25 protein-coding genes and 1 tRNA gene are annotated in these 22434 nt (G+C 70.4%); 11 read left to right on the forward strand and 15 right to left on the reverse strand.

The annotated features are described in order from the left end of the window. Positions 1-25: 25 nt before the first annotated feature. The 3 genes from radA to ACQPZ4_RS01420 form a co-directional block, all read right to left on the reverse strand. Positions 26-1429: a DNA repair protein RadA gene (gene radA, locus ACQPZ4_RS01410; RefSeq protein WP_433054903.1), complete on the reverse strand. Its 1404-nt coding sequence runs from the start codon at positions 1427-1429 to the stop codon at positions 26-28. A 41-nt stretch (positions 1430-1470) separates the two neighbouring features. Beyond that, on the reverse strand, positions 1471-2229 hold the full coding sequence (locus ACQPZ4_RS01415; protein WP_433054906.1) for a hypothetical protein: 759 nt from the start codon (positions 2227-2229) through the stop codon (positions 1471-1473). A gap of 86 nt (positions 2230-2315) precedes the next feature. Further along, positions 2316-3137 (reverse strand): UbiA family prenyltransferase, encoded by an 822-nt coding sequence (locus ACQPZ4_RS01420; RefSeq protein ID WP_433054909.1) that lies wholly within the window; start codon positions 3135-3137, stop codon positions 2316-2318. A 45-nt stretch (positions 3138-3182) separates the two neighbouring features. Between ACQPZ4_RS01420 and ACQPZ4_RS01425 the strand changes: the two genes are divergently transcribed. Both ACQPZ4_RS01425 and ACQPZ4_RS01430 read left to right on the forward strand, forming a co-directional pair. Continuing rightward, complete coding sequence (locus ACQPZ4_RS01425) at positions 3183-3893, forward strand: methyltransferase domain-containing protein (protein WP_433054912.1); 711 nt, start codon at positions 3183-3185, stop codon at positions 3891-3893. A gap of 20 nt (positions 3894-3913) precedes the next feature. Then, on the forward strand, positions 3914-4933 hold the full coding sequence (locus tag ACQPZ4_RS01430; RefSeq protein ID WP_433054915.1) for a type III polyketide synthase: 1020 nt from the start codon (positions 3914-3916) through the stop codon (positions 4931-4933). Here the strand turns inward: ACQPZ4_RS01430 and ACQPZ4_RS01435 are convergent. Continuing rightward, positions 4919-5416: a hypothetical protein gene (locus tag ACQPZ4_RS01435; RefSeq protein WP_433054918.1), complete on the reverse strand. Its 498-nt coding sequence runs from the start codon at positions 5414-5416 to the stop codon at positions 4919-4921. The two genes, ACQPZ4_RS01430 and ACQPZ4_RS01435, sit on opposite strands and share 15 nt — an antisense overlap. A gap of 621 nt (positions 5417-6037) precedes the next feature. Between ACQPZ4_RS01435 and ACQPZ4_RS01440 the strand changes: the two genes are divergently transcribed. Next, positions 6038-6523: a CarD family transcriptional regulator gene (locus tag ACQPZ4_RS01440; protein ID WP_433054921.1), complete on the forward strand. Its 486-nt coding sequence runs from the start codon at positions 6038-6040 to the stop codon at positions 6521-6523. A gap of 99 nt (positions 6524-6622) precedes the next feature. Beyond that, on the forward strand, positions 6623-7249 hold the full coding sequence (gene ispD, locus ACQPZ4_RS01445; protein WP_433066142.1) for a 2-C-methyl-D-erythritol 4-phosphate cytidylyltransferase: 627 nt from the start codon (positions 6623-6625) through the stop codon (positions 7247-7249). Here the strand turns inward: ispD and ACQPZ4_RS01450 are convergent. After that, the gene (locus tag ACQPZ4_RS01450; RefSeq protein ID WP_433054924.1) at positions 7246-7950 is read right to left on the reverse strand and encodes a TVP38/TMEM64 family protein; all 705 of its coding nucleotides are present in this window, start codon (positions 7948-7950) and stop codon (positions 7246-7248) included. The genes ispD and ACQPZ4_RS01450 overlap by 4 nt on opposite strands. 102 nt (positions 7951-8052) lie before the next feature. Here ACQPZ4_RS01450 and ispF point away from each other — a divergent pair, with 102 nt between their 5' ends. After that, positions 8053-8523, forward strand: coding sequence for a 2-C-methyl-D-erythritol 2,4-cyclodiphosphate synthase (ispF, locus tag ACQPZ4_RS01455; RefSeq protein WP_433066145.1), 471 nt, complete (start codon positions 8053-8055; stop codon positions 8521-8523). On the opposite strand, the gene ACQPZ4_RS01460 is transcribed toward ispF, so the two are convergent. Continuing rightward, on the reverse strand, positions 8520-9683 hold the full coding sequence (locus ACQPZ4_RS01460; RefSeq protein WP_433066148.1) for a homogentisate 1,2-dioxygenase: 1164 nt from the start codon (positions 9681-9683) through the stop codon (positions 8520-8522). The two genes, ispF and ACQPZ4_RS01460, sit on opposite strands and share 4 nt — an antisense overlap. Positions 9684-9761: 78 nt before the next feature. Between ACQPZ4_RS01460 and ACQPZ4_RS01465 the strand changes: the two genes are divergently transcribed. From ACQPZ4_RS01465 to ACQPZ4_RS01475, 3 genes are all read left to right on the forward strand, one after another. Then, positions 9762-10601 (forward strand): hypothetical protein, encoded by an 840-nt coding sequence (locus ACQPZ4_RS01465; protein WP_433054927.1) that lies wholly within the window; start codon positions 9762-9764, stop codon positions 10599-10601. Between the two features lie 124 nt (positions 10602-10725). After that, on the forward strand, positions 10726-11940 hold the full coding sequence (gene fahA / locus ACQPZ4_RS01470; RefSeq protein WP_433054930.1) for a fumarylacetoacetase: 1215 nt from the start codon (positions 10726-10728) through the stop codon (positions 11938-11940). 200 nt (positions 11941-12140) lie between these two features. Further along, complete coding sequence (locus ACQPZ4_RS01475) at positions 12141-13457, forward strand: PQQ-binding-like beta-propeller repeat protein (protein WP_433054933.1); 1317 nt, start codon at positions 12141-12143, stop codon at positions 13455-13457. On the opposite strand, the gene hisC is transcribed toward ACQPZ4_RS01475, so the two are convergent. From hisC to hppD, 4 genes are all read right to left on the reverse strand, one after another. Then, positions 13454-14488 carry a histidinol-phosphate transaminase gene (gene hisC / locus ACQPZ4_RS01480; RefSeq protein ID WP_433054936.1) on the reverse strand — a complete coding sequence of 345 codons (1035 nt, stop codon included), beginning with the start codon at positions 14486-14488 and terminating at the stop codon, positions 13454-13456. The genes ACQPZ4_RS01475 and hisC overlap by 4 nt on opposite strands. Next, the gene (locus ACQPZ4_RS01485) at positions 14485-15462 is read right to left on the reverse strand and encodes an RDD family protein (RefSeq protein ID WP_433054939.1); all 978 of its coding nucleotides are present in this window, start codon (positions 15460-15462) and stop codon (positions 14485-14487) included. The genes hisC and ACQPZ4_RS01485 overlap by 4 nt, the downstream gene beginning before the upstream one ends. Before the next feature lie 22 nt (positions 15463-15484). Beyond that, on the reverse strand, positions 15485-15982 hold the full coding sequence (locus tag ACQPZ4_RS01490; protein WP_433054942.1) for an RDD family protein: 498 nt from the start codon (positions 15980-15982) through the stop codon (positions 15485-15487). Positions 15983-16223: 241 nt separating this feature from the next. Then, on the reverse strand, positions 16224-17381 hold the full coding sequence (gene hppD / locus ACQPZ4_RS01495; protein WP_433054945.1) for a 4-hydroxyphenylpyruvate dioxygenase: 1158 nt from the start codon (positions 17379-17381) through the stop codon (positions 16224-16226). Between the two features lie 94 nt (positions 17382-17475). Here hppD and ACQPZ4_RS01500 point away from each other — a divergent pair, with 94 nt between their 5' ends. Both ACQPZ4_RS01500 and ACQPZ4_RS01505 read left to right on the forward strand, forming a co-directional pair. Continuing rightward, positions 17476-17964, forward strand: a complete 489-nt coding sequence (locus ACQPZ4_RS01500) for an Lrp/AsnC family transcriptional regulator (RefSeq protein WP_433066151.1) — start codon at positions 17476-17478, stop codon at positions 17962-17964. A gap of 25 nt (positions 17965-17989) precedes the next feature. Continuing rightward, positions 17990-18063 (forward strand) — tRNA-Gly (locus ACQPZ4_RS01505). 52 nt (positions 18064-18115) lie between these two features. Here ACQPZ4_RS01505 and ACQPZ4_RS01510 read toward each other — a convergent pair. The 5 genes from ACQPZ4_RS01510 to ACQPZ4_RS01530 all read right to left on the reverse strand — a co-directional run bounded on the left by ACQPZ4_RS01510 (position 18116) and on the right by ACQPZ4_RS01530 (position 21787). Beyond that, the gene (locus ACQPZ4_RS01510) at positions 18116-18829 is read right to left on the reverse strand and encodes a hypothetical protein (protein WP_433054948.1); all 714 of its coding nucleotides are present in this window, start codon (positions 18827-18829) and stop codon (positions 18116-18118) included. Continuing rightward, a complete protein-coding gene (locus ACQPZ4_RS01515) occupies positions 18826-19095 on the reverse strand; it encodes a DUF1778 domain-containing protein (protein WP_395898821.1) in 270 nt (89 codons plus the stop codon). Before ACQPZ4_RS01515 ends, ACQPZ4_RS01510 begins: the two co-directional genes overlap by 4 nt. Positions 19096-19167: 72 nt before the next feature. Then, positions 19168-20829, reverse strand: a complete 1662-nt coding sequence (locus ACQPZ4_RS01520; protein ID WP_433066154.1) for a fumarate hydratase — start codon at positions 20827-20829, stop codon at positions 19168-19170. Continuing rightward, on the reverse strand, positions 20829-21137 hold the full coding sequence (locus ACQPZ4_RS01525) for an AzlD domain-containing protein (RefSeq protein ID WP_433054952.1): 309 nt from the start codon (positions 21135-21137) through the stop codon (positions 20829-20831). The genes ACQPZ4_RS01520 and ACQPZ4_RS01525 overlap by 1 nt, the downstream gene beginning before the upstream one ends. Next, positions 21134-21787, reverse strand: a complete 654-nt coding sequence (locus ACQPZ4_RS01530; protein WP_433054955.1) for an AzlC family ABC transporter permease — start codon at positions 21785-21787, stop codon at positions 21134-21136. Before ACQPZ4_RS01530 ends, ACQPZ4_RS01525 begins: the two co-directional genes overlap by 4 nt. Positions 21788-21861: 74 nt before the next feature. On the opposite strand from ACQPZ4_RS01530, the gene ACQPZ4_RS01535 reads away from it, so the two are divergent. Next, positions 21862-22419: a helix-turn-helix domain-containing protein gene (locus tag ACQPZ4_RS01535; protein WP_433054958.1), complete on the forward strand. Its 558-nt coding sequence runs from the start codon at positions 21862-21864 to the stop codon at positions 22417-22419. The last annotated feature ends 15 nt before the right edge of the window (positions 22420-22434 follow it).

The raw sequence follows: 22434 nt of genomic DNA on the forward strand, positions 1-22434 counted from the left end.
CAGCGTCGTTGGACTCCCAAAGAGGCTAAACGTCTTCCGCGGTGGCCTTCACCGCGTAGTGCAGTGCGGTCCGGACGTCATTCACCTCCAGCACTCGCATCCCGGGCGGGGTGACCCCGGTGGCGGCCGGCCCGCAGCCCGGCGGCACCAGCGCGAACCGGAACCCCAGCCGCGCCGCCTCGGCCAACCGGCGCGGCACGGCCCCCACCCGCCGCACCTCCCCGGTCAGCCCGACCTCGCCCAGCGCCACCAGGTCCGGCGGCATCGGCAGTTCGTGCGCGGCCGACGCGGCGGCCAGGGCCAGGGCCAGGTCGGCCGCCGGCTCGGTGACGCGGAGGCCGCCGACCGTGGCCGCGTACACCTCGCGGTCGTGCAGCTGGATGCCCGCCCGCCGCTGCAGCACGGCCAGCACCATCGCCAGGCGGGCCGAGTCGAGGCCGCTGACGGTGCGGCGGGGTGAGCCCGGCATCTGGGCGCCGATCAGGGTCTGCACCTCGGTGACCAGGGCGCGGCGGCCCTCCATGGCCACGCAGACGCAGGTGCCCGAGACGGCGTCGGCGTAGCGGGTGAGGAAGAGGCCGCTCGGGTCGGGCAGGCTCGTGATGCCGCCCTCGTGCATCTCGAAGCAGCCGACCTCGTCCGCGGCGCCGAAGCGGTTCTTGAGGCCGCGGACCATGCGCAGCGAGGAGTGCTTGTCGCCCTCGAAGTTGAGGACCACGTCGACCAGGTGCTCGAGGACGCGCGGGCCGGCCACGTTGCCGTCCTTCGTCACGTGCCCGACCAGCACCGTGGCCAGGCCGCGCTCCTTGGCGATCGCCACCAGGGCCGCGGTGACGGCGCGGACCTGGGTGACACCGCCCGCGACGCCGTCGACGCCGGGTGCCGACACGGTCTGGACCGAGTCGAGGATGAGCAGGCCCGGCTTCACGGCGTCCAAGTGGCCGAGCACGGCCGACAGGTCCGTCTCCGACGCGAGGTACAACTTCTCGTGCAGGGCCCCGATGCGCTCGGCCCGCAGCCGGACCTGGCTCGTCGACTCCTCGCCGCTGACCACGAGTGACGGGCTCTCGCCCTGCAGCGCCCACTGCTGGGCCACGTCGAGCAGGAGGGTGGACTTGCCGACGCCCGGCTCGCCGGCCAGCAGGACCACGCCGCCGGGGACGATGCCACCGCCCAGGACCCGGTCGAACTCGCCCACGCCGGTCGGGCGGGCCTTGGCCGGGGCGGCGCTGATCTCGGCGATCGGCCGGGCCGGCTCCAGCGGCGCCCGGGAGGGCACGGAGCGCAGGGCGGCCGGTGCGGCGGCCGCGCCTCCCGCGACCTCCAGGATGGCGCCCCACTCACCGCACTCCGGGCACCGGCCGATCCACTTGGGAGGCCGATGCCCGCAGACATCGCATTCGTAGATTGCGCCCCGGGTCTTCGTCACGCCCCGAACCTAGCCGAGGGGTACGACAAAAACGCCGACGTCTACTCCGCGTTCTCGTGCTGCACGACCGAGGACGGCTTCGGCAGCGGCGTCGCGGGCGGCGTCATCGGCAGGTTCGGCAGCTTCATGGTGGTGGTGCTGCCGTCCGCGTAGGTGAAGGTGAACACCACGTTGGTCAGCGCGCCCCCGGGCAGCAGCGGCGCGCCGGACAGCTTGTCGATCGCGAGGTACTTGGTGCCGCCGTTGTCGTGGGTCAGCAGCGCCACGCCCGAGGCCGGGATCTCGACCGCGATGGCCGACGCGCCCGCCGAGGTGGCCGTCGGCGAGGGCGGCGCGACCGAGGGCGACTCGGACGGCGAACCGGACGGCGAGCCCGACGGCTTGCGGGTGCCGGACGGCGTGGCCGAGGCGGACGTGACCGAGGGCGAGGGCGAGGCCGGCGCCGCCGCGGCCGACGGCTGCGCGCCGCCGACGAGGACGATCTGGCCGTTGTCGCTGGTCGCCCCGGTCAGCTTCACGGTCTTCTCGGCGTTGTTGAAGAACCGGACGGTGAGCGGCACCGTCGCGCCGGCCTTGTACTGGTCGGCGTACGTGATGCCGCCGTCCCGCAGCGCGATCTTGCCGTCGGCGCTCTCGGCGTTGATGCCGGGAACCGCGGCCGTCTGGGTGTCGGTCTGGGTGATCTGGCCCGCCGAGCAGGCCGAAAGCAGGCCGACGCCGAGCGCGGCCGTCGCCAGGAGCGCAGCGCCCAGCGCCGTGCGGCGGCGAGCCAGCGGCTTGGCCTGAGTCGAACGCGTCACCTTGGTTCCTCCAAATCAAGGGGCAGCCCGCAGTACAGCCTAGATGCCCTTGATCGGTGGATTACGCCCACCCTGGCAATGGTGACTCAATCCAGATTCAGGCCGCTGATCAGGAGAAACACGACATCGATCAGGGCGACCGCGATGACGGCGAGGAAAGGCGCGCGCGAAGTTGTGTCGCGATTCATGCGGTACCACCCCCAGAAAAGGGCGATCAGCGCCAGTGCCAGGGCGGGCCAGAACAGCACCGCGGGCGGACCCGGCGGGCCGAGGGCGAGGGCGGCCGTGGCGCCCAGCAGCAGTACCGCCGCCGCCACCAACGACCCCCGCCGGCCGAAGCGCTGGGGCAGGCCCCGGATGCCGGTCCGCACGTCGGCGTCCAGGTCCGGCAGGGTGTTGACGAAGTGCGCGCCCGCGCCCAGCAGCGCCCCGGCCGCGAGCAGCCACACCGGCGGGGTCTTGCCCGCGCCGAGCACGACGAACGCGGGCAGGCAGGCGAACGAGACCGCGTACGGCAGCACCGAGACCGCCGTCGCCTTGAGCGGCCAGTCGTAGAGCAGCGCGGACGCGAGCGCCAGCGCCGACACCAGGCCCGCTTGCCACCCGGAGAGGAAGCCGAGCGGCACGCACACGACGGCCGCGGCGGCGCCGAGCGCGGCCACGAGCCGCCGGGAGACCTTGCCGGCCGCCACCGGCTTGTCGGTCCGCCCGGCCGCGGCGTCGCGCTCGGCGTCCAGCGCGTCGTTGACCCAGCCGATCGAGAGCTGACTCGCCAGCACCGTGGCGCCGGCCGCGATCACCCCCGGCACCGGCCGGTCCAGGCCCAGCGACAACAGCACCGCCACCGCCGTGACACCCGCGGCGGGTTCCGGGTGACTCGCCCGCAGCAGCGAGATCGCAACCGACATCCGGCAAGTGTGGCCGCCGGAGGGGTTCCATGTCAGGCTCGTCTCATGCCCTCGCCGAGGCGCGCACGCAACGACCCTGGTCAGTACGACGACCTGGCCGGCGATTGGTGGCGCCCGGGCAGCCCGTTTTCGATGTTGTACTGGCTCGCGCGCGCCCGCGCCCGCCTGATCCCGCCGGCCGGCCGGCCCGGGGCGATCCTGGTCGATCTCGGCTGCGGCGGCGGGCTGCTGGCGCCGCACGTGTCCGGCAAGGGGTACACCCATATCGGTGTCGATCTCGTCGTCTCCGGGCTGGAGCAGGCGGCCGCGCACGGCGTCGCCCCGGTGCTGGCCGACGTGCGGCGGCTGCCCTTCGCCGACGGCAGCGCCGACGTGGTGAGCGCCGGCGAGCTGCTGGAGCACGTGCCCGACCTGGAGCGCACGGTCGCCGAGGCGTGCCGGATCCTGCGCCCGGGCGGCTGGCTGGTGCTCGACACGCTGGCCGACACCGCGCTGGCCCGGCTGGTGGCCGTGCGCCTGGCCGAGGGCATGTTCCCGGCGGTGCGCGGCCTGCACGACCCCGCGCTGTTCGTGAACCCGCGCCGGCTGCGCGACGAGTGCGCGCGCCACGGCGTGCCGATCGACGTGCGCGGCGTGCGCCCGGCCCTGCCCGCTCTGGCCCGCTGGCTGGTCACCCGCCGGTCCGCGGTGCCGATCGTCCCCACGTTCTCGACCGCGATCCTCTACCAGGGGCGCGGCAGAAAGGAAACTCCGTGACAGGTGCCGCCATAGCGGGGATGCACGTGACGTTCCCCGGCCAGATGCGCCAGGACGAGGTGTGGGACGGCTACTTCAGGCGGCACTACGAGGGGCCCCGGCGCGGGCTGGCCAAGCGGATCTTCGCCAACTCCGGCGTCGTGACCCGCCACGGGGCGGTCAATCCGCTGCTGGAGGACGCCTCCTCCTGGTCAACCGCGAAACGCATGAGCCGGTACCTCACCGAGGCGCTCCCCCTCGGCAAGGACGCGGTCGCCGGCGCATTGGACGCGGCCGGACTGCGCCCCGACGAGATCGGGCTGTTCGTGGTGTGTTCCTGCACGGGGTACGCGACGCCGGGCCTGGACATCCTGCTCGCCCGTGACCTGGGCATGGCCGCCGACACGCAGCGCCTCTTCATCGGGCACATGGGCTGCTACGCGGCGCTGCCCGGGCTCGGGGCGGCCGCGGACTACGTCGCCGCGCGGGGGCGGCCGGCGGTGCTGCTGTGCCTGGAGCTGACCAGCCTGCACGTCCAGCCGCCGACGGACGACCCGCAGCAGATCGTGGCGCACGCGCTGTTCTCCGACGCGGCCGCGGCCGTGGTCCTCGTGCCGGGCGGCCCGGGCGCGCTCGTGGCCGACATCGCGGCGGTGACCGACACGGCGACGGCGGACCACATGACGTGGGACGTGACCGATCTGGGCTTCCGGATGGGGCTGTCGCCGCGCGTCCCCGACGTGCTGTCGATCTACGTCGCGGATCTGGTGGACCGGCTGCTCGCCCCGCGCGGGTTGGCGGCGGCGGATGTGGACGCATGGGCGGTACACCCGGGGGGCCCTAGAATTTTGGACGTGGTGCGGGACGAGCTCGCGCTGCCCGAATCCGCCCTCGCCGAGTCGCGCGGCACGCTCGCGATGCACGGCAACTGCTCGTCGCCGACCGTGCTGTTGATCATCGACGCGCTGCGCCGCCGAGCCGCGGGGCCGCCGCGCAACACCGTCGCGCTGGCCTTCGGGCCGGGCCTCACCCTCTACGGGGTGCTGTTAGAGGCTCAGTAGCTCGCCCTTGAACTCCTCGGGGCTGGTCACCGAGCGCACCGCCTTGACCAGCCGGCCCCGGTCGTTGATCAGCACCGCGGCGGTGGTGCGCTCGCCGGCCAGGGTGGGCACGGACGCGCGCAGCGAGCTGTTGGGGTCGGCCAGGGAGCGCACCGTCGCCTGCTCGTTGAGCTGGGTCGGCAGCGTGGGCGCGCGCATGGCCACGACCACGACGCGGGCGCGGCTCTTGGCGGTCACAACGGCGTCGGCGGTACTGCGAATGAGCTCCTCGCACGTGCACCCGTCCACGATCAGCACGACGGCCGGGGCGATCTCGACGATGCCGACCGGCTTGCCGTCCGCGTCGGTGAGGCTCACGCCGGTCAGCGACACCGCGGCGGGCGAGTTCGTCGGCGATCCGACCCGCGGGGAGGTGCGCGGGGCGCGCCCGGGCCACGCGACGGCGAACAGGCTCACCAGGGTCGCGATGACCGCAATCGTCATGATCAGCAGTGGTACGGCCAGTCCCGGCGAATCATCGCTCGTCCGCCGCACCGGCTCGGGCTTGAGGTGCAACCGCCGCCGCCAGCGCCGCCGGATTGTGGCCCGGCGGAATTGCTTACGGATCACGGTGCCTTCGGCATCGAGATCGCCCGGGTCGTCGGGAATGATGATCGTTCCCCACTCAGGCGGGAGATCGGGGAGGCCACCACCCTCTTGTGGTCGCTCACCACCGCCGTTGTCATCCCGCAGAGCGCCCATCGCGTTCTCCTCGCACCTGCCTCAACTTTCCCTCACCATCCGGCCCTGCGCCAGAGGTGACTGCATCGAGATCTGTGCGTATCATCTACGCTCCGCCGCTGGTCACGTCACCCAGAGTGTCGGTTCTGGACTCGCGGCGTGGCGTGGAGGACACTTGCCGTAATCAATCGGATATGTCCGACTGCCAGGCCATTTGTGTGTGCTCCGGGTTGTTGATCCGCTACACAGCAGGTTCCACGATTCCTGTCAAGCGGGAGAAAGGGGACTCACATGTGTTCTGACCTGCGCGAATGCTGCGCTCTGGGGTGGGCCGACAGCGCGTGACCGTGTTACCCTAGACACAGCGAAAGGGGTTTCGAACCTATGGTTTTCAGTGTCGGCGAGACCGTTGTCTACCCCCACCACGGGGCCGCACTCATCGAGGCAATCGAGACTCGCGTCATCAAGGGCGAGGAGAAGAAGTATCTCGTCCTCAGGGTCGCTCAGGGTGACCTGACGGTGCGGGTGCCCGCTGAGAACGCCGAGATCGTCGGCGTGCGCGAGGTGGTCGGCGAAGAAGGCCTGACGAAGGTCTTCGACGTCCTCCGCGCTCCGCACACCGAGGAGCCGACCAACTGGTCGCGGCGTTACAAGGCGAATCTGGAGAAGCTGGCCTCCGGCAATCCGCTCAAGGTCGCTGAGGTCGTTCGTGACCTGTGGCGTCGCGACCGTGAGCGTGGTCTGTCGGCCGGCGAGAAGCGCATGCTCGCCAAGGCGCGGGACATCCTTGTCGGCGAGGTGGCGCTCGCCGAGAAGAGCACCAAGGACGAGGCGGAGACGCTGCTCGACAAGGTGCTGACCGAGGCCTGACGTATCCAGCCTGGCTATCCCTTCGATACCGAGGACCGCGACGTGACGGCGCACGTATCTGTGCGTGGTGACGTCGCGGTCCTCGTGCCTGCGGCCGGTATGGGCATCCGACTCGGACCCGGTGGCCCCAAGGCACTTCGCCTCCTGGCGGGCGAGCCGCTTCTTGTGCACGCCGTACGGCGTCTTGCGCTCGCGCCCAGCGTTGGCTGCATCGTTGTCGCCGCGCCCGCGGACGCTGTGTCCGCGGTCGTGGAACTGCTCGCCCCCGTGGCACCCGTCATCGTGGTGCCCGGTGGGGCGACCCGGCAGGCCTCCGTCGCCGCGGCGCTGGCGGCCGTGCCCACCGACTTCGACATCGTGCTGGTCCACGACGCCGCGCGCGCACTGACCCCACCGGAGCTGGTGGAGGCCGTCGCGGCAGCCGTTCGTGGGGGGCACGCCGCGGTCATACCCGTTCTCCCGGTGGTCGACACCATCAAGCGGGTCTCGGATTCCGGGGACGTGGTGGCCACCGTGGACCGGTCCTCCCTGCGTGCGGTGCAGACGCCGCAGGGGTTCCAACGCTCGATCTTGGAGAAGGCCCACGCGGCCGCTTCCGATGAGCACACCGACGACGCGGGCATGGCGGAAAGGATCGGGGTGACGGTTTTTACCGTGCCCGGCTCCGAGGCCGCGTTGAAAATCACCCGGCCCTTTGATCTGGAAGTCGCGGCGCTCTTTCTTTAGGCCGTGGCCGGCGTGGCCGTTTTCCGCGGCCGCCGGCGCCAGATGAGCAGGCTGCCGACCGAGCCGCCGATGCCGAGTGTCGCGATGATGACGCCGGCGATCGACATGCCGACCGCGTCGCCGCGGGCCGTGGCCGAGCCCAGCGCCGAGTAGGCGAGCGTGGCCGGGAGGGCGCCGACGACGGTACCGGCGAGGAAGGCCCCGATGCGGACGCTGGTGGTGCCGAAGATGTAGTTCGCGATGCCGAACGGCACCAGCGGGATCATCCTCGAGATCACGATGGCCAGGATGCCGCGCTTGGCCACCGCCTGCTCCATCTGCAGCAGCCGGCCGCTGAGGTGGCGGGCCATGAAGTCGCGGCCCAGGAAGCGGCCGACCGTGTGGGCGATGAGCGCGCCGAGGGTGATGCCGAGCATGACGTACAGCACGCCGCCCGCGAAGCCGAACACCAGCCCGCCGACGCCGGCCAGCAGCGTGCGGGGGGCGAGGGCGGTGGTCAGCACGGCCGAGCCGCCGATCGCGATGAACGGGGCGAGCTGGTTGTGGCCGACCGCGTGGGCCAGGGAGCCCTTGGTCGGGTGGGCAATGATGATCGCCACGGACAGGGACACCACAATGACGGCGAGCAGACCGAAGCGCATCGCGGCTCCGGTGCGCCACCACGGCTTGTGGCTCGTCGGGGTCGTCAGATCGCTGCGCACCCATCCCAGCCTAGGCCTCAATCGCCAGCCTGCCGACCCGAGCGACCGTTCGGCAACCGAAGGTTCACGGCCCGGCACCGAACGTCGTAGCCTTCCGAAGTGATGCTGATCGGGAACGGTACGGACGTCCATGCCTTTGAATCCGGCCGCGCGTGCTGGGTCGCCGGGCTCAAGTGGGAGGGCGTCGACGGCCTGGCCGGGCACTCCGACGGCGACGTCGCCGCGCACGCGATGTGCGACGCGCTGCTCTCGGCGGCCGGGCTGGGTGATCTGGGGGCGAATTTCGGCTCCTCGCGGCCCGAGTGGGCCGGTGCTTCGGGGGTCAAGCTGCTGCGGGAGAGCGCGCGCCTGGTCCGTGACGCCGGCTTCGAGATCGGCAACGTGTCCGTGCAGGTGATCGGCAACGTGCCGAAGATCGGCAAGCGGCGCTCGGAGGCGGAGCGGGTGCTGCATGATGCGATCGGGGCCATCGTGCGGCTGTCCGGGACCACCACCGACGGCTTGGGCTTCACCGGCCGCGGCGAGGGACTGGCCGCCACGGCCGTTGCTCTTATCTATCCAATTTCGCACTAGCCGTTGCGGTTCCACGTCCAGGCGTAGCCGGTGTCCTCGATCCCCAGCGCGGGCTCGCACAGGTCGAGCGGGCGGAAGGTGTCGACCATGACCGCGAGCTCGTCGAAGGCCTCGACGCCGATCGCGCGCTCGACCGCCCCCGGTTGCGGGCCGTGGGTGAAGCCGCTCGGGTGCAGTGAGATGGAGCCCTGCTCGATGCCGGAGCCGCGGCGGGCCTCGTAGTTGCCGCCCGTGTAGAACAGCACCTCGTCGGAGTCGACGTTGTGGTGGTTGTACGGCACCGGAATGGACAGCGGGTGGTAGTCGACCTTGCGGGGTACGAACGAGCAGATCACGAAGTTCGGCCCCTCGAACGTCTGGTGCACGGGCGGCGGCTGGTGCACCCGCCCGGTGATCGGCTCGAAGTCGTGGATCGAGAACGCCCACGGGTACAGGCAGCCGTCCCACCCGACCACGTCGAACGGGTGGTTCGCGTAGATGTGCTCGGTCCAACCGCGCCTGTGCTGCACCAACACGGAAATGTCGTACCCCTCGGCGATGATGGGTTCCGCTGGGCCACGGAGGTCACGCTCGCAGTAGGGGGAGTGCTCCAGGAACTGCCCACGCACCGAGAGATAGCGCCGCGGGGGTCCGATGTGTCCGGTCGCTTCGATAGTCAGCAGCTTCACCGAACCGTTCTTGGGTACGAGGCGATGAATCACCGACGTCGGGATGATCGCGTAGTCGCCCTCGGTCAGCTCCAGGACGCCGAAGGTGGTTTCCAGGGTGACCTCGCCGGCCGAGACGTAGAGGCACTCGTCGCCGACGGCGTTGCGGTACAGGGGCGAGGGCTCGGTCGCCTCCACGTAGGAGATCCGGACGTCGTCGTTGGCCAGCAGGTGCTGGCGCCCGAGGACGGCGTCGACCTTGTCCCCGCCGAGCTTGCCGGTCTGCAGGTGGCGCGGCTTGAGCGGCAGGTTCGGCACCCGCGACCAGGCCGGCGGCTCGAACGGCACGGCCGCGGTGATCGCCGTGGGCCGATGCCGGTGATACAGCAGCGACGAGTCGCTCGAAAATCCCTCCTGGCCCATCAGCTCTTCCGCGAACAGGGAGCCGTCGGGCTGGCGAAACTGGGTGTGGCGCTTCGGCGGCACCTCGCCGACGCGGCGGTAGTACGGCATCACGGTCCTCCGGTAACGGATGTCCGGATAACGGACATAGTTGTCCGCCCAGTAAAGCGTCCATTAGATTCGGAAGCCGTGTCAAACGCAGTGCCACCCCTGCTGACCGCACTGGTCGACGACGCCGCCGTGTTCCCGCCCGGCAGCGCGCCGCTCGCCGAGGCCGTGCCGGCCCACGCGAACCACCGCCGGAGCTGGTATGCCCAGCTCATCGGCCCTCTCCTGCTCCCGCTGGCCGACCGCGGGGGCGCTACCTCCGACACCGAGGTCGGGCTGATCGGCGAGCCCGGCGCGCTGGAAACCACCCTGGGTGATCTCCCGCCGGGCACCCGCCAGCTGGAGAGCCCGGTCGCCAAGCGGGGCGAGGACCCGCGCCCGGGCATCGAACGGCTGGCCGCGCTGATGCGCAAGAGCGAAGAGCCGTGGCAGTGGTACCTCGAGGTGCCCCTCGCCTGGGGCCTGATGTCCGGCCTCGACGCGATCGCCGCCCTGCGCGCCGAGGGCCTGCCCGTGGCGGCGAAGTTCCGCACCGGCGGGCTGGCCGCGGAGCTCTTCCCGAGCCCGGCCGACCTGGCCTCGGTCATCTGCGCCTGCCGGGATCGCGACCTGCCGTTCAAGCTGACCGCGGGGCTGCACCACGCGGTCCGGCACACCGACGCCGAGACGGGGCTCGTGCACCACGGGTTCCTGAACATCCTGGCGGCGGTGCTGGGGGCGGCCGACGGGCTGTCGCCGGCCGACCTGACCGTGATCCTGTCCACGACGGAGCCGATGCCGCTGGCCGCGCAGGTCCAGCCGCACCTGGAGCGGGAGCGGCCGCTGTGGGTGGGGTTCGGGAGCTGCAGCGTCCAGGACCCGGTCGACGACCTGGTCGCCCTGGGGCTGCTGGACCGCCCGCGCCCGGAGCCGGCCCGATGAGGCCACCCGGGCGTGAGGCTGTGCGCACAGCGGTCCGGACCGTGCGGTGGCTGGCACTTCCCCAGGTGCCGGCGACGCCGCAGTCGAAAGCCGAGGGTGAGCGGGTGCCGGTTGGAGGGGTGCGATGAGCGGGGCGGCGTGGCTGGAGCTGGCGGACGGTGATCCGTTCGGGGTGGAGAACCTGCCGTACTGCTCGTTCGGGCAGGACCGGTTCCGGTGGACCGGCGTGCGCATCGGCGACCGGGTGCTCAACCTGGCGGCGGCCGAGGGGCGCGGCCTGATCGACGCCGGCGGGGCCTTCCTCGGGCAGGGCAACCTGAACAGGTTCATGGCGGCCGGGCGGCCGGTCTGGGCCCGGGTGCGGGAGCGGCTGAGCGAGCTGCTCAGCGCCGGGCGCTATCAGGAGGCCGTCGAGCCGCTGCTGCTCGGGGTCGCCGACGTGCGGCTGGAGCTGCCGTTCGAGGTGGCCGACTACGTCGACTTCTACTCGTCCCTCGAACACGCGACCAACCTCGGGCAGCTCTTCCGGCCCGGTGCCGAGCCGCTGCTGCCGAACTGGCGGCACCTGCCGGTCGGCTATCACGGGCGGGCCGGCACCGTGGTGGTCTCCGGCACCGAGATCCCGCGGCCGTACGGGCAGCGCAAGTCCCCCGACGACGATGCCCCTACGTACGGGGAGTCCCGGCGGCTGGACATCGAGGCCGAGGTCGGGTTCGTGGTCGGGGTGCCGTCCGACGGGCCGATCCCGATCGACGACTTCCGGGCCCACGTGTTCGGCGCGGTGCTGGTGAACGACTGGTCGGCGCGGGATCTGCAGGCGTGGGAATACCAGCCGCTCGGGCCGTTCCTGGGCAAGTCCTTCCGCACCTCGATCTCGCCCTGGGTCGTGCCGCTCGACGCGCTGGACGCGGCCCGGGTCGCGGGGCCGCCGCAGGAGCCGGCCGTCCTGCCCTATCTGCGGGCGGGGGAGCACTACGGGTACGACATCGGCATCGAGGTCTTCTGGAACGACACGCTGGTCTCGCGGCCTCCGTTCAGCGGCATGTACTGGACGCCGGCCCAGCAGCTGGCGCACCTGACGGTCAACGGCGCCTGGGCCCGGACCGGCGACCTGTACGCCTCGGGGACGGTCAGTGGCCCCGACCCCGAGCAGACCGGCTCGTTCATCGAGCGCACCTGGAACGGGGCCCGCCCCATCCAGCTGGCCGACGGCACCCCGCGCTCCTTCCTGCTGGACGGCGACACGGTGTCGATCACCGCCACGGCACCCGGGCCGGGTGGCGCGCGCATCGGCTTCGGGGAGGTGACCGGCACGATCGCCAAGAACACGTTCGAGTGAACGTGCGTTGAAGCCGGGCCTGCGGTCTATGTCACGGGCCGGTGGGAACGCGGTGTGAGTCTTCTGCGGATCGACGGTCGCCGTGCGCGCTCGGTGGTGTGAGACAGGTATGGTGCCCCGCGGAGGTGGTTATGGGGACGAGTGCGGACGGACTGCGTCGGCTGGTATCGCCGCGTAGCTGGTCGCGGCCGGTTCGGTTCGTGCTGACCGGGCTGCTCGTCCTCGTGGTGCTCTTCGCGATGGGGATCACCGCGTACCGCACCCTGAAGCCGGCCGAGACCGTGAGCCGGGCCGACAAGCCCGTCCCGTCGGCCGAGCCGATCAAGGCCATCCAGTACTCCGAACTGCAGTCGGCGCCGCTGATCGTCGAGGGGCGGCTGCGGGTGTACACCGAGCAGCGCCGCGTGTTCGCCGACACTCCGGTGACGGCGCAGCGGATGAACACGCCGCACTGGTCGTACCGGCGGTGGCCGGCCGAGGTCGTCTCCATCGTCGAGGTCGAGAAGCCCGCCAGCGGCGTGGGCATGTCCGTCGTGATCACCAAGTGGTCCGACGGCGAGATCGTCGCCCTGGACGCCGAGAAGGGCGACATCGTCTGGCAGGCGAAGATCGACCCGGCCGACGGCGAGTCGTTCAAGGGCCGCCGCACCGGCGCGAAGACCATGTGGCAGCCCGACGACCTGTTCGTCAGCGCGTCGAACGTGGACAAGCAGCCGGTGGTGATCGCGACCGGCAAGGACGTCGTCGAGGGCATCGACCCGGTCAACGGCACGATCAAGTGGACCCGGTCGTTCACCGCCGACCCGGGCTGCCGCACGACGGACTGGACCGGCCCGGACATCTACTTCGTCAAGAACACCTGCGCCAAGCCGGCGACGCTGGAGCTGTACGACGCGGCCAGCGGCACGCTGCTGTCCACCTGGCGGCCGCCGGGGGCGTCGCTCGGTACCGAAAACGTCTCGAACTGGTTCATCGAGCCGTCCTCGTGCGCGCTCGGCCGCTCGGGCTGCACCATGTTCAAGGCCGCCCCCACGGGCGAGGGCGTCGTGACCTACACCGACGCCGCCGCCGGCCTGGGCACGATCACCGCCTCGTACTGGTCGCTCGCCGCCGACCGCACCGTGAAGCCCGAACCGGTCGCGGACAAGGACACCGTCATCGCCGTCGGCGACGTGATCGCCCAGCAGATGACCGGCGGCTACATCTGGGCCTTCTCCCGCACCACGGGCCAGCGCCTCTGGATGTCCGAGGTCAACGGCCGCCTGATCGGCGGCGACCAGCGCAACTTCTACGTGATCAACAACGAGTACCAGCTGCTGGTCTTGAATTTGGAGACGGGCGCGGTGACATCGAGCACCGAGCTGCGCATCCGGCCCGCGGACCGGTTCGTCTTCAGCCTGTACTACCTGCACGCGGGCTACTTGGTGATCGAGCGGCTGCAGACCACCAAGGAGTCCGAGATCGACGACAGGTACTACTTCAGCCAGGACACGGTCGTCCTGGTCGGGATCGGCTAAATCGCGCCCAGGAAGGCGTCGTTCTCCTCCGGGGTGCCGATGGTGACGCGGACGCCGTCGCCCTGGAAGGCGCGGACGATCACGCCGGCGCGCTCGCAGGCCGCCGCGAACTCGGCGGACTGGTCGCCCAGCGGGAGCCAGAAGAAGTTGGCCTGGGTGTCGGGGACGTCCGGGTACACCTTGCGGACCGCCTCCACGACGCGGGCGCGCTCCGAGACGACGAGGTCGACGCGGCGCTGCATCTCCGGCTCGGCCTCCAGGGCCGCGAGCGCCGCCGCCTGGGCCGGGGCCGAGGTCGAGAACGGCGTGACGACCTTGCGGACGGCCGCCACCACCTCGGGCGCGCCGATCAGGTAGCCGACGCGCAGGCCGGCCAGGCCCCAGGCCTTCGACAGCGTGCGCAGGACGACGACGTTCGGGCGGTCGCCGTAGGCCTCCAGGCCGTCCGGCACCTCCGGGTCGGTCACGAACTCGCGGTAGGCCTCGTCGAGGGCCACGATCACGTTCGACGGCACGCGGTCGATGAACGCATCGAGGTCGGCGCGGCGGATGGCGGTACCGGTGGGATTGTTGGGGTTGCAGACGATGACGATGCGCGTGCGATCGGTGATGGCGGCGGCCATCGCGTCCAGGTCGTGGGCGTGGTTGGGCAGGTTGGGCACGCGCACGCTGGTCGCGGCGGTGGTGGCGCCGATGATCGGGTAGGCCTCGAAGGAGCGCCACGCGTAGACGGCCTCGTCGCCGGGCATACAGGCGACGCGGAAGAGGTGCTCGAACAGCGCGACGGAGCCGCAGCCGGTCGCGATGCGGTCCGCGTCGACGCCCAGCTTGTCGGCGAGGCGGGCGCGCAGCTGGGTGACGCCCATGTCGGGGTAGCGGTGCACGCCCGCGACGGCCTCGGTCACCGCCTCCACGACGCCGGGCAGCGGGCCGTAGGGCACCTCGTTGCTGGCCAGCTTGATGGCGCCGGGCACGGAGCGGCCGGGCACGTAGGCGGGCAGGGCGTCGAGGTCCGGGCGGGTGAGGCTCATGACTGATCTCCGGGGTCGTTCGCGGATTCGGGGGGCGTGTAGTTGGGGTCGCGCTCGGCCATGACCACGACGGTCCCGGCGGCGCGGTCGTGGATGGCGCGGTGCAGCGGCCAGTCGACGACCGGCGACAGCGCGTCGATGAACTGCAGCAGGAAGCCGATCCCGCACGTCCACAGCAGGACCCACAGGCCCAGCGGGTTCCAGCGGCGGATCGAGCGGCCGAAGCCCAGCGGCTTGTCGGCGTCCAGCCCGACGACCTTGATCTTCAGGAGCCGCTTGCCGAGGGTCTGGCCGCTGCCGGCGTTGGACGGGACCTCGTAGGCGAACCAGATCGCGGCGATCAAAATCAAGATCACGATTTGCAGGTACTGCGCGCGATCCGACGTCGTGAGGTCGCCGATCGACTCGCCGTTGGTCTGGCGCCGGTAGATCTCGGCCATGACCGGCCCGACCTCACGCACGTACTGATAAATCAGGTAACCGGTGGCGACGGCGATGATGACGCCGACCGCGAGGATGTCCACGAGCCGTGCCAGGAAGCGCTTGCCCAGGGGCGCGAGCGCGTAGCCGTGCGGGCGGATGACCTGGGCCGGCAGGGGGAACCCGGCCTGCGGCGGCAGCAGCACCTGGACCGCGCCGGCCGGAAGCTGGCCCTGCGGCATGAGGCCCGGCGGCAGCGGCGTGCCGGGCGGGAGCACGATCGCCCCGGGCGGCAGCTGGCCCGGCGGGAAGCCACCGGGCGGGATCGGGGTGCCGGGCGGCAGGACCACCGCACCCTGCGGGAGCGGCTGGCCGGGGGCCGTGACAACCGGCGCGGACGGCGCCGCGGGCGTGACCGGTTTCTCTTCGATCACCGGCGGGCGGTCCGGGGCCGGCTCCGAGGCGGGCACGGGCTCGCCGATCCAGCCTTCGCCGTCCCAGTACCGCTGGACGTCCTGGTCAACAGGGTCCTTGTACCACCCAGGCGCTGTCACGCCGCCTCCGCCTCCGTGTCGCTCATCCGGCCTTCACCACGATTGTCCCCGCTGCCTTGTCGTGCAGGCACTGCTGGTACGGCTTGTCCCACAGCTGCCACAGCCCGTCGATCCAGGACCAGAACGGTACGACGACGCCGACCAGGCTCTGGGTCGCCCAGCGCTTGGCCAGCACACCCCGGTCGATCGGGGCGCCGGGGCTGTCGAGCCGGAGGATCTGCAGCTTCATCGCCCGCTTGCCCCACGTGACGCCGGTCTTGCCGAACATCTCGACGTGGTACACGTAGGCCGCGACAAAGATCAACAATACGAGCAGCAGTTCGAGCAGCAGCGGCACGCCAAGCACCAGGGCCGGCGCGGGCCCGTCGCCGTTCGAGGCCGAGGCGGTGGTGGCCGCGCCCGCGATGATGGCGAAGATCGCAATGAAGACCGGGATGGCCAGGACCATGCCGACCCCGAAGAGCACCGCGGAGTCGATCAGCAGCGCGAGGAGCCGATCGCCGAAGTTGGCCAGCGGCATGCCGTTCGGGGCCCGGGGAACCGGCGGCGGTACCGCATAGGCGCCCTGTGGATAACCGCCCGGCTGTGGATAACCGGGCTGTGGATAGCCCGCCGGAGCGCCGCTGACCTGTGGATAACCGCTTTGAGGGTACCCACTCTGTGGATAACCCTGTTGATAACCCTGCGGAGAACCGGATGGCGGCCCGTACTGCGGCGCGCCACCCGGCTGCGGCTGGCCCGGATATGTCACCCGGACAGTGTTACAGGTTCCCGCGAAGTTCCTGCTCTCGCTCGATCGCCTCGAACAGCGCCTTGAAGTTGCCCTTGCCGAAGCCGAGCGAGCCGTGCCGCTCGATCAACTCGAAGAACACCGTGGGGCGGTCCTGGACCGGCTTGGTGAAGATCTGCAGGAGGTACCCGTCCTCGTCGCGGTCGACCAGGATGCCGCGCGCCTTGAGCTCCTCGATCGGCGCGCGCACCTGCCCGATGCGGGCGCGCAGTTCGGGGTCGTCGTAGTACGAGTCGGGGGTCACGAGGAACTCGACGCCCGCGGCCGTCATCTCGTCGACGGTACGGATGATGTCGTTCGTCGCCAGCGCGATGTGCTGCGCCCCGGGCCCGCCGTAGAACTCGAGGTACTCGTCGATCTGCGACTTCTTGCGCGACACGGCCGGCTCGTTGAGCGGGAACTTCACCTTGCGCGTGCCGCTGGCCACGACCTTGCTCATGAGCGCGGAGTACTCGGTCGCGATGTCGTCGCCGACGAACTCGGCCATGTTCGTGAAGCCCATGACGCGCCGGTAGAACTCGACCCACTCGTCCATCCGGCCGAGCTCCACGTTGCCCACGACGTGGTCGACGGCCTGGAAGTACCGCTTGGCCGGCGGCGCCACGATCGGCTTGCGCGCCACGAACCCGGGCAGGAACGGCCCCGAGTAGCGCGAACGGTCGATGAGCGTGTGGCGGGTCTCGCCGTACGTCGCGATGGCGGCCCGGCGCACCACGCCGTGCTCGTCCTGCTCGTCGTGCGGCTCCTCGACCACCTGCGCGCCCTGCCGCACCGCGAACGCGAACGCGGTGTCGACGTCGGGCACCTCCAGCGCGATGTCGCTGATGCCGTCGCCGTGCCGCTCGTAGTGCTTGGTCGCCTCCGCCTCGCGGTGCACCCCACCGGCGAACACGAAGATCGCCGAGCCGGACTTGAGCACGTACTCGGCGTGGTCGCGGTACCCCTGCTCCGGCCCGCGGTACGCCAGCAGCGTCATGCCGAACGCGGTCGAGTAGAAATGCGCCGACTGCTTGGCATTGCCGACGTAGAACCGGACGTGGTCGAGGCCGGTCAGCGGAAACGGGTCATGGGTCACGTCGTGCTCGACGGCCCCGATGAGCTCGTTCAGGTCTTCGATGGCGCGGGTCATACTGCGTAGCGTCGCCCGCTTTGCCCGGCCTGGGCAAGGAACGCTATTCTGCGTGGTCAAGTTGCACAATCAGCCGACTGTTTCTCGGGTACGGGTGAGCAGATTGCCCAGTGAAATCGACGTTCTCGATGCACGTCTGATCAGCCTGCTGTACGCCGAACCGCGCATCGGCGTCCTGGAGTGCTCCCGCCGCCTCGGGGTGGCGCGCGGGACCATCCAGGCACGGCTGGACCGCCTTGCGGCGCGGGGGGTGATCCGGGGGCACGGGCCGGACATCGACCCGGCGGCGCTTGGCTACACCGTGACCGCGTTCGTGACGCTGGAGATTCGGCAGCGGTTCGGGCACGACCCCGTTTCGACGCATCTGCGGGACATTCCTGAGGTGCTCGAGGTGCACACGATCACCGGTTCTGGGGATCTGCTGTGTCGCATTGTGGCGCGGTCGAACGCCGATCTGCAGCGGGTGATCGATCGGGTGATGAGCTTCGAGGGGATCGTGCGCTCGTCGACGATCATCGCGCTGGCCTCGCAGATCCCGTACCGGGTGCTGCCCCTCGTGGCCGCGGCCGCCGGCGACTCCTGAGACTTCCCTAGACTGCTCGGCGGGCAGAGCCGTAGCGCAGAGGTAGTCGCGGTTGCCTTGCCAAGGCAAAGGACGCCGGTTCGACTCCGGCCGGCTCTGCCCCTATGGATTGACCCTTGTCCGAGGTGTCACGGCTTGCCGCGCCGGACCCTCAGTCGTCAGCGAAGGGGTCGCGGCCGATCGCCGTCTTGATCGCTTCCCGAAGCGAGAGCATGCTGTCGGGCTTGGCGTTGGCCACACGGCTGTCGATTTCGCGTGCAATCGCTCGCAGTTCGTCCGCTGAGATGACGACCGAGGTCGCCTGGCCGTCGGGTGCCGAGAGCACGAGGCCGGCCAGTCCGCCCTCCATGCTGACGGTCACCATGCTCGTACTCAGCGCCTGCTTGGCCGTCTCGACCTTCATCACCAACCGCAGCGGGTCACCCTTGATCGGATGGAAGCCGCCGCGGTGGTACCACTCGGCGACTCGACTGTTGATCGCGTCGACCACGATCAGCCGGCCGCCGGCAGTGCGTGCGGCCTTGACGATGACCTCGACAGCGTCGAGCAGAAGGTCGTCACTGAGGTGTTGTCCCTGAATGGATCGGTCCAAGGCGAAGCGGGTCAGGATGTAAGCGGGAACAACGCTGAAGCCGCCCGCCCGGGAACCCGTCAGATCCGTGCGCTCCACCTGGGTCGGGGCAATCGAGTAGTACGCGATCACGTCATCGCTGTCCTCGTGTGTCCACACGTAGGTTCGCGACGTGCCGGCGAGCTGAGCGCGGCGGGCATGATCGGTAAGCCACAGGTTCAGCGACGGCTCGCCGCAGTCGAACGTGGCGAGCTGATGGTGATCCTTGAGACGGCTGGAGACAAACATGATCACGTCCGCCGGAACCGTCTGGGTCTGTTCGCGATCTCGGTGAGCGCGGACGCCTCATCCGGCTCGTCAAGTGACGAGATGAGCAGGTCGAACTGCTCGGCCGGCATGATGGTCCGGTGTGCTCTGGCTAGGACCTTCTCCGCCTCCGCCCGTGCCGACCGCACAACAAAGGCCGACACGGGCTCACCGAGCAGCTCGGCGGCTTCGGTGATACGGGACTTGCTGGTCTCGTCCGCCCGTACCTCAATGCGTTCCGTCTTGGGACTCATCTAGAACTCCGACCGTCTTACCGCGTTCACAGCATCAACTGTACGGCGATTGTACGGCGGAGCCTAGGGCCCCTACCGGCTGCCGATCTGCAGGGTCAACGTGGGTTTCGTGACCTCGGCGAAGAAGTCGTTGCCCTTGTCGTCCACCACGATGAAGGCCGGGAAGTCGACCACGTCGATCTTCCAGACCGCCTCCATGCCCAGTTCCGGGTACTCGATCACCTCGACGTGCTTGATGCAGTCCTGGGCCAGCCGGGCCGCCGGGCCGCCGATCGAGCCGAGGTAGAAGCCGCCGTATGTGTGGCAGGCGTTCGTGACCTGCTTCGAGCGGTTGCCCTTGGCCAGCATGACCATCGAGCCGCCCGCGGCCTGGAACTTCTCGACGTACGCGTCCATGCGGCCGGCGGTCGTGGGGCCGAACGAGCCCGACGCGTACCCCTCGGGCGTCTTGGCCGGGCCGGCGTAGTAGACCGCGTGGTCGCGCAGGTAAGCAGGCATCGGCTCGCCCGCGTCCAGGCGTTCGGCGATTTTGGCGTGGGCGATGTCGCGGGCCACGACCAGCGGGCCGGTGAGGGACAGGCGGGTCTTCACCGGCAGCTGCGACAGCTGCGCACGGATCTCGGCCATCGGGCGGTTCAGGTCCACCGAGACCACGTCGTCGTCGAGGTGCTCGTCCGTCACGTCCGGCAGGAAGCGGGCCGGGTCGCGTTCGAGCTGCTCCAGCCAGACGCCCTGCTCGTTGATCTTTCCAACCGCCTGGCGGTCGGCGGAGCAGGACACCGCGATCGCCACCGGGCAGGAGGCGCCGTGCCTCGGGAGGCGGACGACGCGGACGTCGTGGCAGAAGTACCGGCCGCCGAACTGGGCGCCGATGCCGAACTCGCGGGTGAGCTGGAGGACCTCCGCCTCGAGCGCCACGTCGCGGAAGCCGTGGCCGACGGCGGAACCCTCCAGCGGCAGGCTGTCCAGGTACTTGGCGGAGGCAAGTTTGGCGGTCTTCAGCGCGTGCTCGCCCGAGGTGCCGCCGATGACGATGGCCAGGTGGTACGGGGGGCATGCCGCAGTACCGATGAGGCGGAGCTTCTCCTCGAGGAACTGCATCATCCGGGTCGGATTGAGCAGGGCCTTGGTTTCCTGGTACAGGTAGCTCTTGTTCGCCGAGCCGCCGCCCTTGGCCATGAACAGGAACTTGTACGCGTCGTCGCCCTCGGCGTACAGCTCGATCTGGGCCGGCAGGTTGGAGCCCGTGTTCTTCTCGTCCCACATGGTCAGCGGGGCCAGCTGCGAGTACCGCAGGTTCAGCCGCGTGTAGGCGTCGAACACGCCGCGGGCGATGGCCTCCTCGTCCTGGCCGTCGGTGAGGACGAAGCGGCCGCGTTTGCCCATGACGATGGCGGTACCGGTGTCCTGGCACATCGGCAGGATCCCGCCCGCCGCGATGTTGGCGTTGCGCAGCAGGTCGAGCGCGACGAAGCGGTCGTTCGGGGAGGCCAGCGGGTCGTCGATGATCGAGCGCAGCTGGGTGAGGTGCGCGGGGCGCAGGAAGTGCGCGATGTCGTGCATGGCCTCGTCCGTGAGGCGGGTCAGCGCCTCCGGCTCGATCGTCAGGAACCGCCCGTCGCGGCCGATCCCGTCGCTGGTGACCAGGCGGTATTCGGTGGTGTCGGGTCCGAGCGGCAGCAGCGGCGAGAACGCGAATTCGGGGCATGCCTCGACTGTATTACCTGCCTGTATTACTCGACTCCGGCGACCCTGAGCAGGGCGGCCGTCAGAGCCGCGGCCACCACCACGACGACGAACGGGGCCTTGCGCCAGGCCAGTACGGCGCCCACCAGAACCCCCGCAGGCCGGGCAATGCCGACAAACGACGTCCCGTCCAGCAGGGCGGCGGTGGCGATCAGCGCGGCGAGCAGCGCGACGGCGGCGAGTGACAAATACCGCTTCACGTTTTCCGACACCGAGATCCGCTCGCGCAGGACCGGGCCGGCGAATCGGAAGGCGTAGGTGCCCGCCGCGAGAATCAGAATCGCGATCCAGCTCATTTCGACCTCGCCAGGAACAGTGCGAACAGGGCGGCCAGGACCGGTAGGCCCGCGGGGAGCACCGGCGTGGCGATGAGGGCGAGCGCGGCGCCGCCGGCTGCCACCCGTACCGATGCCGCGTCTTTCAAAGAAGGCAGGGTCAGGGCGAACAGCGCGGCCGGAAATGCCGCGTCGATCCCGAACGTGTTGGGGTCGCCGAGGGCCGAACCGGCGATCGCACCGATGGCGGCGCAGACGTTCCAGGTCAGATAGAGGCTGACGCCCGTCAGCCAATAGGCGCGCCGGCGGCGGGCGGGATCGTTCTGCGCCAATGCGAAAGCGACGGATTCATCCGTCATCAGGTGGCTGCCCAGGAAGCGCCGGCGGCCGAGCACCTCGTTGCCGATCGCCAGGCCGAACGGGAGGTGGCGCGCGTTGAGCAGCAGCCCGGCCAGCACGATCGCGGCCGCGGTGGCCCCGGCGCCGGCCAGCCCGACGGCCAGGAACTGCGCGCCGCCCGCGTACACCAGCGCGTTCATGGCCACGATCTGCGACAGCGGCACCCCGCCGGCCGACGCGATCGCGCCGAACGACAGCCCGACGATCGCGGCCGCCATGCACAGCGCGGCCACGTCCCGGGCGATCGGATCTGTTCGGAGAATCGAACGCATAGTTCGGTATGCTGGACCCACGCGCCACTGTTCGTCAAGACGAATACATCGTTCGCTGTACCGAACGGAAGCCCATGGACCCCACCAAACCGCCCATCGACCTCATCGCCGCCGCCCTCCGCCGCGAGCGTGAGCGGGAAAAACTGTCCCTGAGTGAGGTGGCCAAGCGCGCCGGCATCGCCAAGTCCACCTTGAGCCAGCTCGAATCGGGTGCCGGCAACCCGAACATCGAGACGCTCTGGGCCCTCGCGGTCGCGCTCAACGTGCCGTTCAGCCGCCTGGTCGAGCCGCCGCCGACCGCCCCGCGCGTGATCCGGGCCGGCGAGGGTCCCACGGTGAAGTCAGAACAGGCGGATTTCGTGGGTACCCTGCTCGCGACCTGCCCGCCCGGAGTCCGACGCGACATCTACCTGATGCGGGTCGAGCCGATCGGCGCGCGCAAGGCCGACGCTCACCTGCCCGGGACGATCGAGCACGTCGTGATGATCAGCGGGCGGCTGCGGGTCGGGCCGGAGGACTCGCCGGTCGACCTCGACGTCCACGACTACGCCTCGTTCGCGGGGGACGTCGCGCACGGCTATGAGGCGCTGACCCCGCACACCTCGTTCGCGCTGGTCATGGAGCACCGCTGACCACGGGTTGTTGAT

The organism is Dactylosporangium sp. CS-033363 (assembly GCF_050942475.1).
GTDB lineage: Bacteria > Actinomycetota > Actinomycetes > Mycobacteriales > Micromonosporaceae > Dactylosporangium.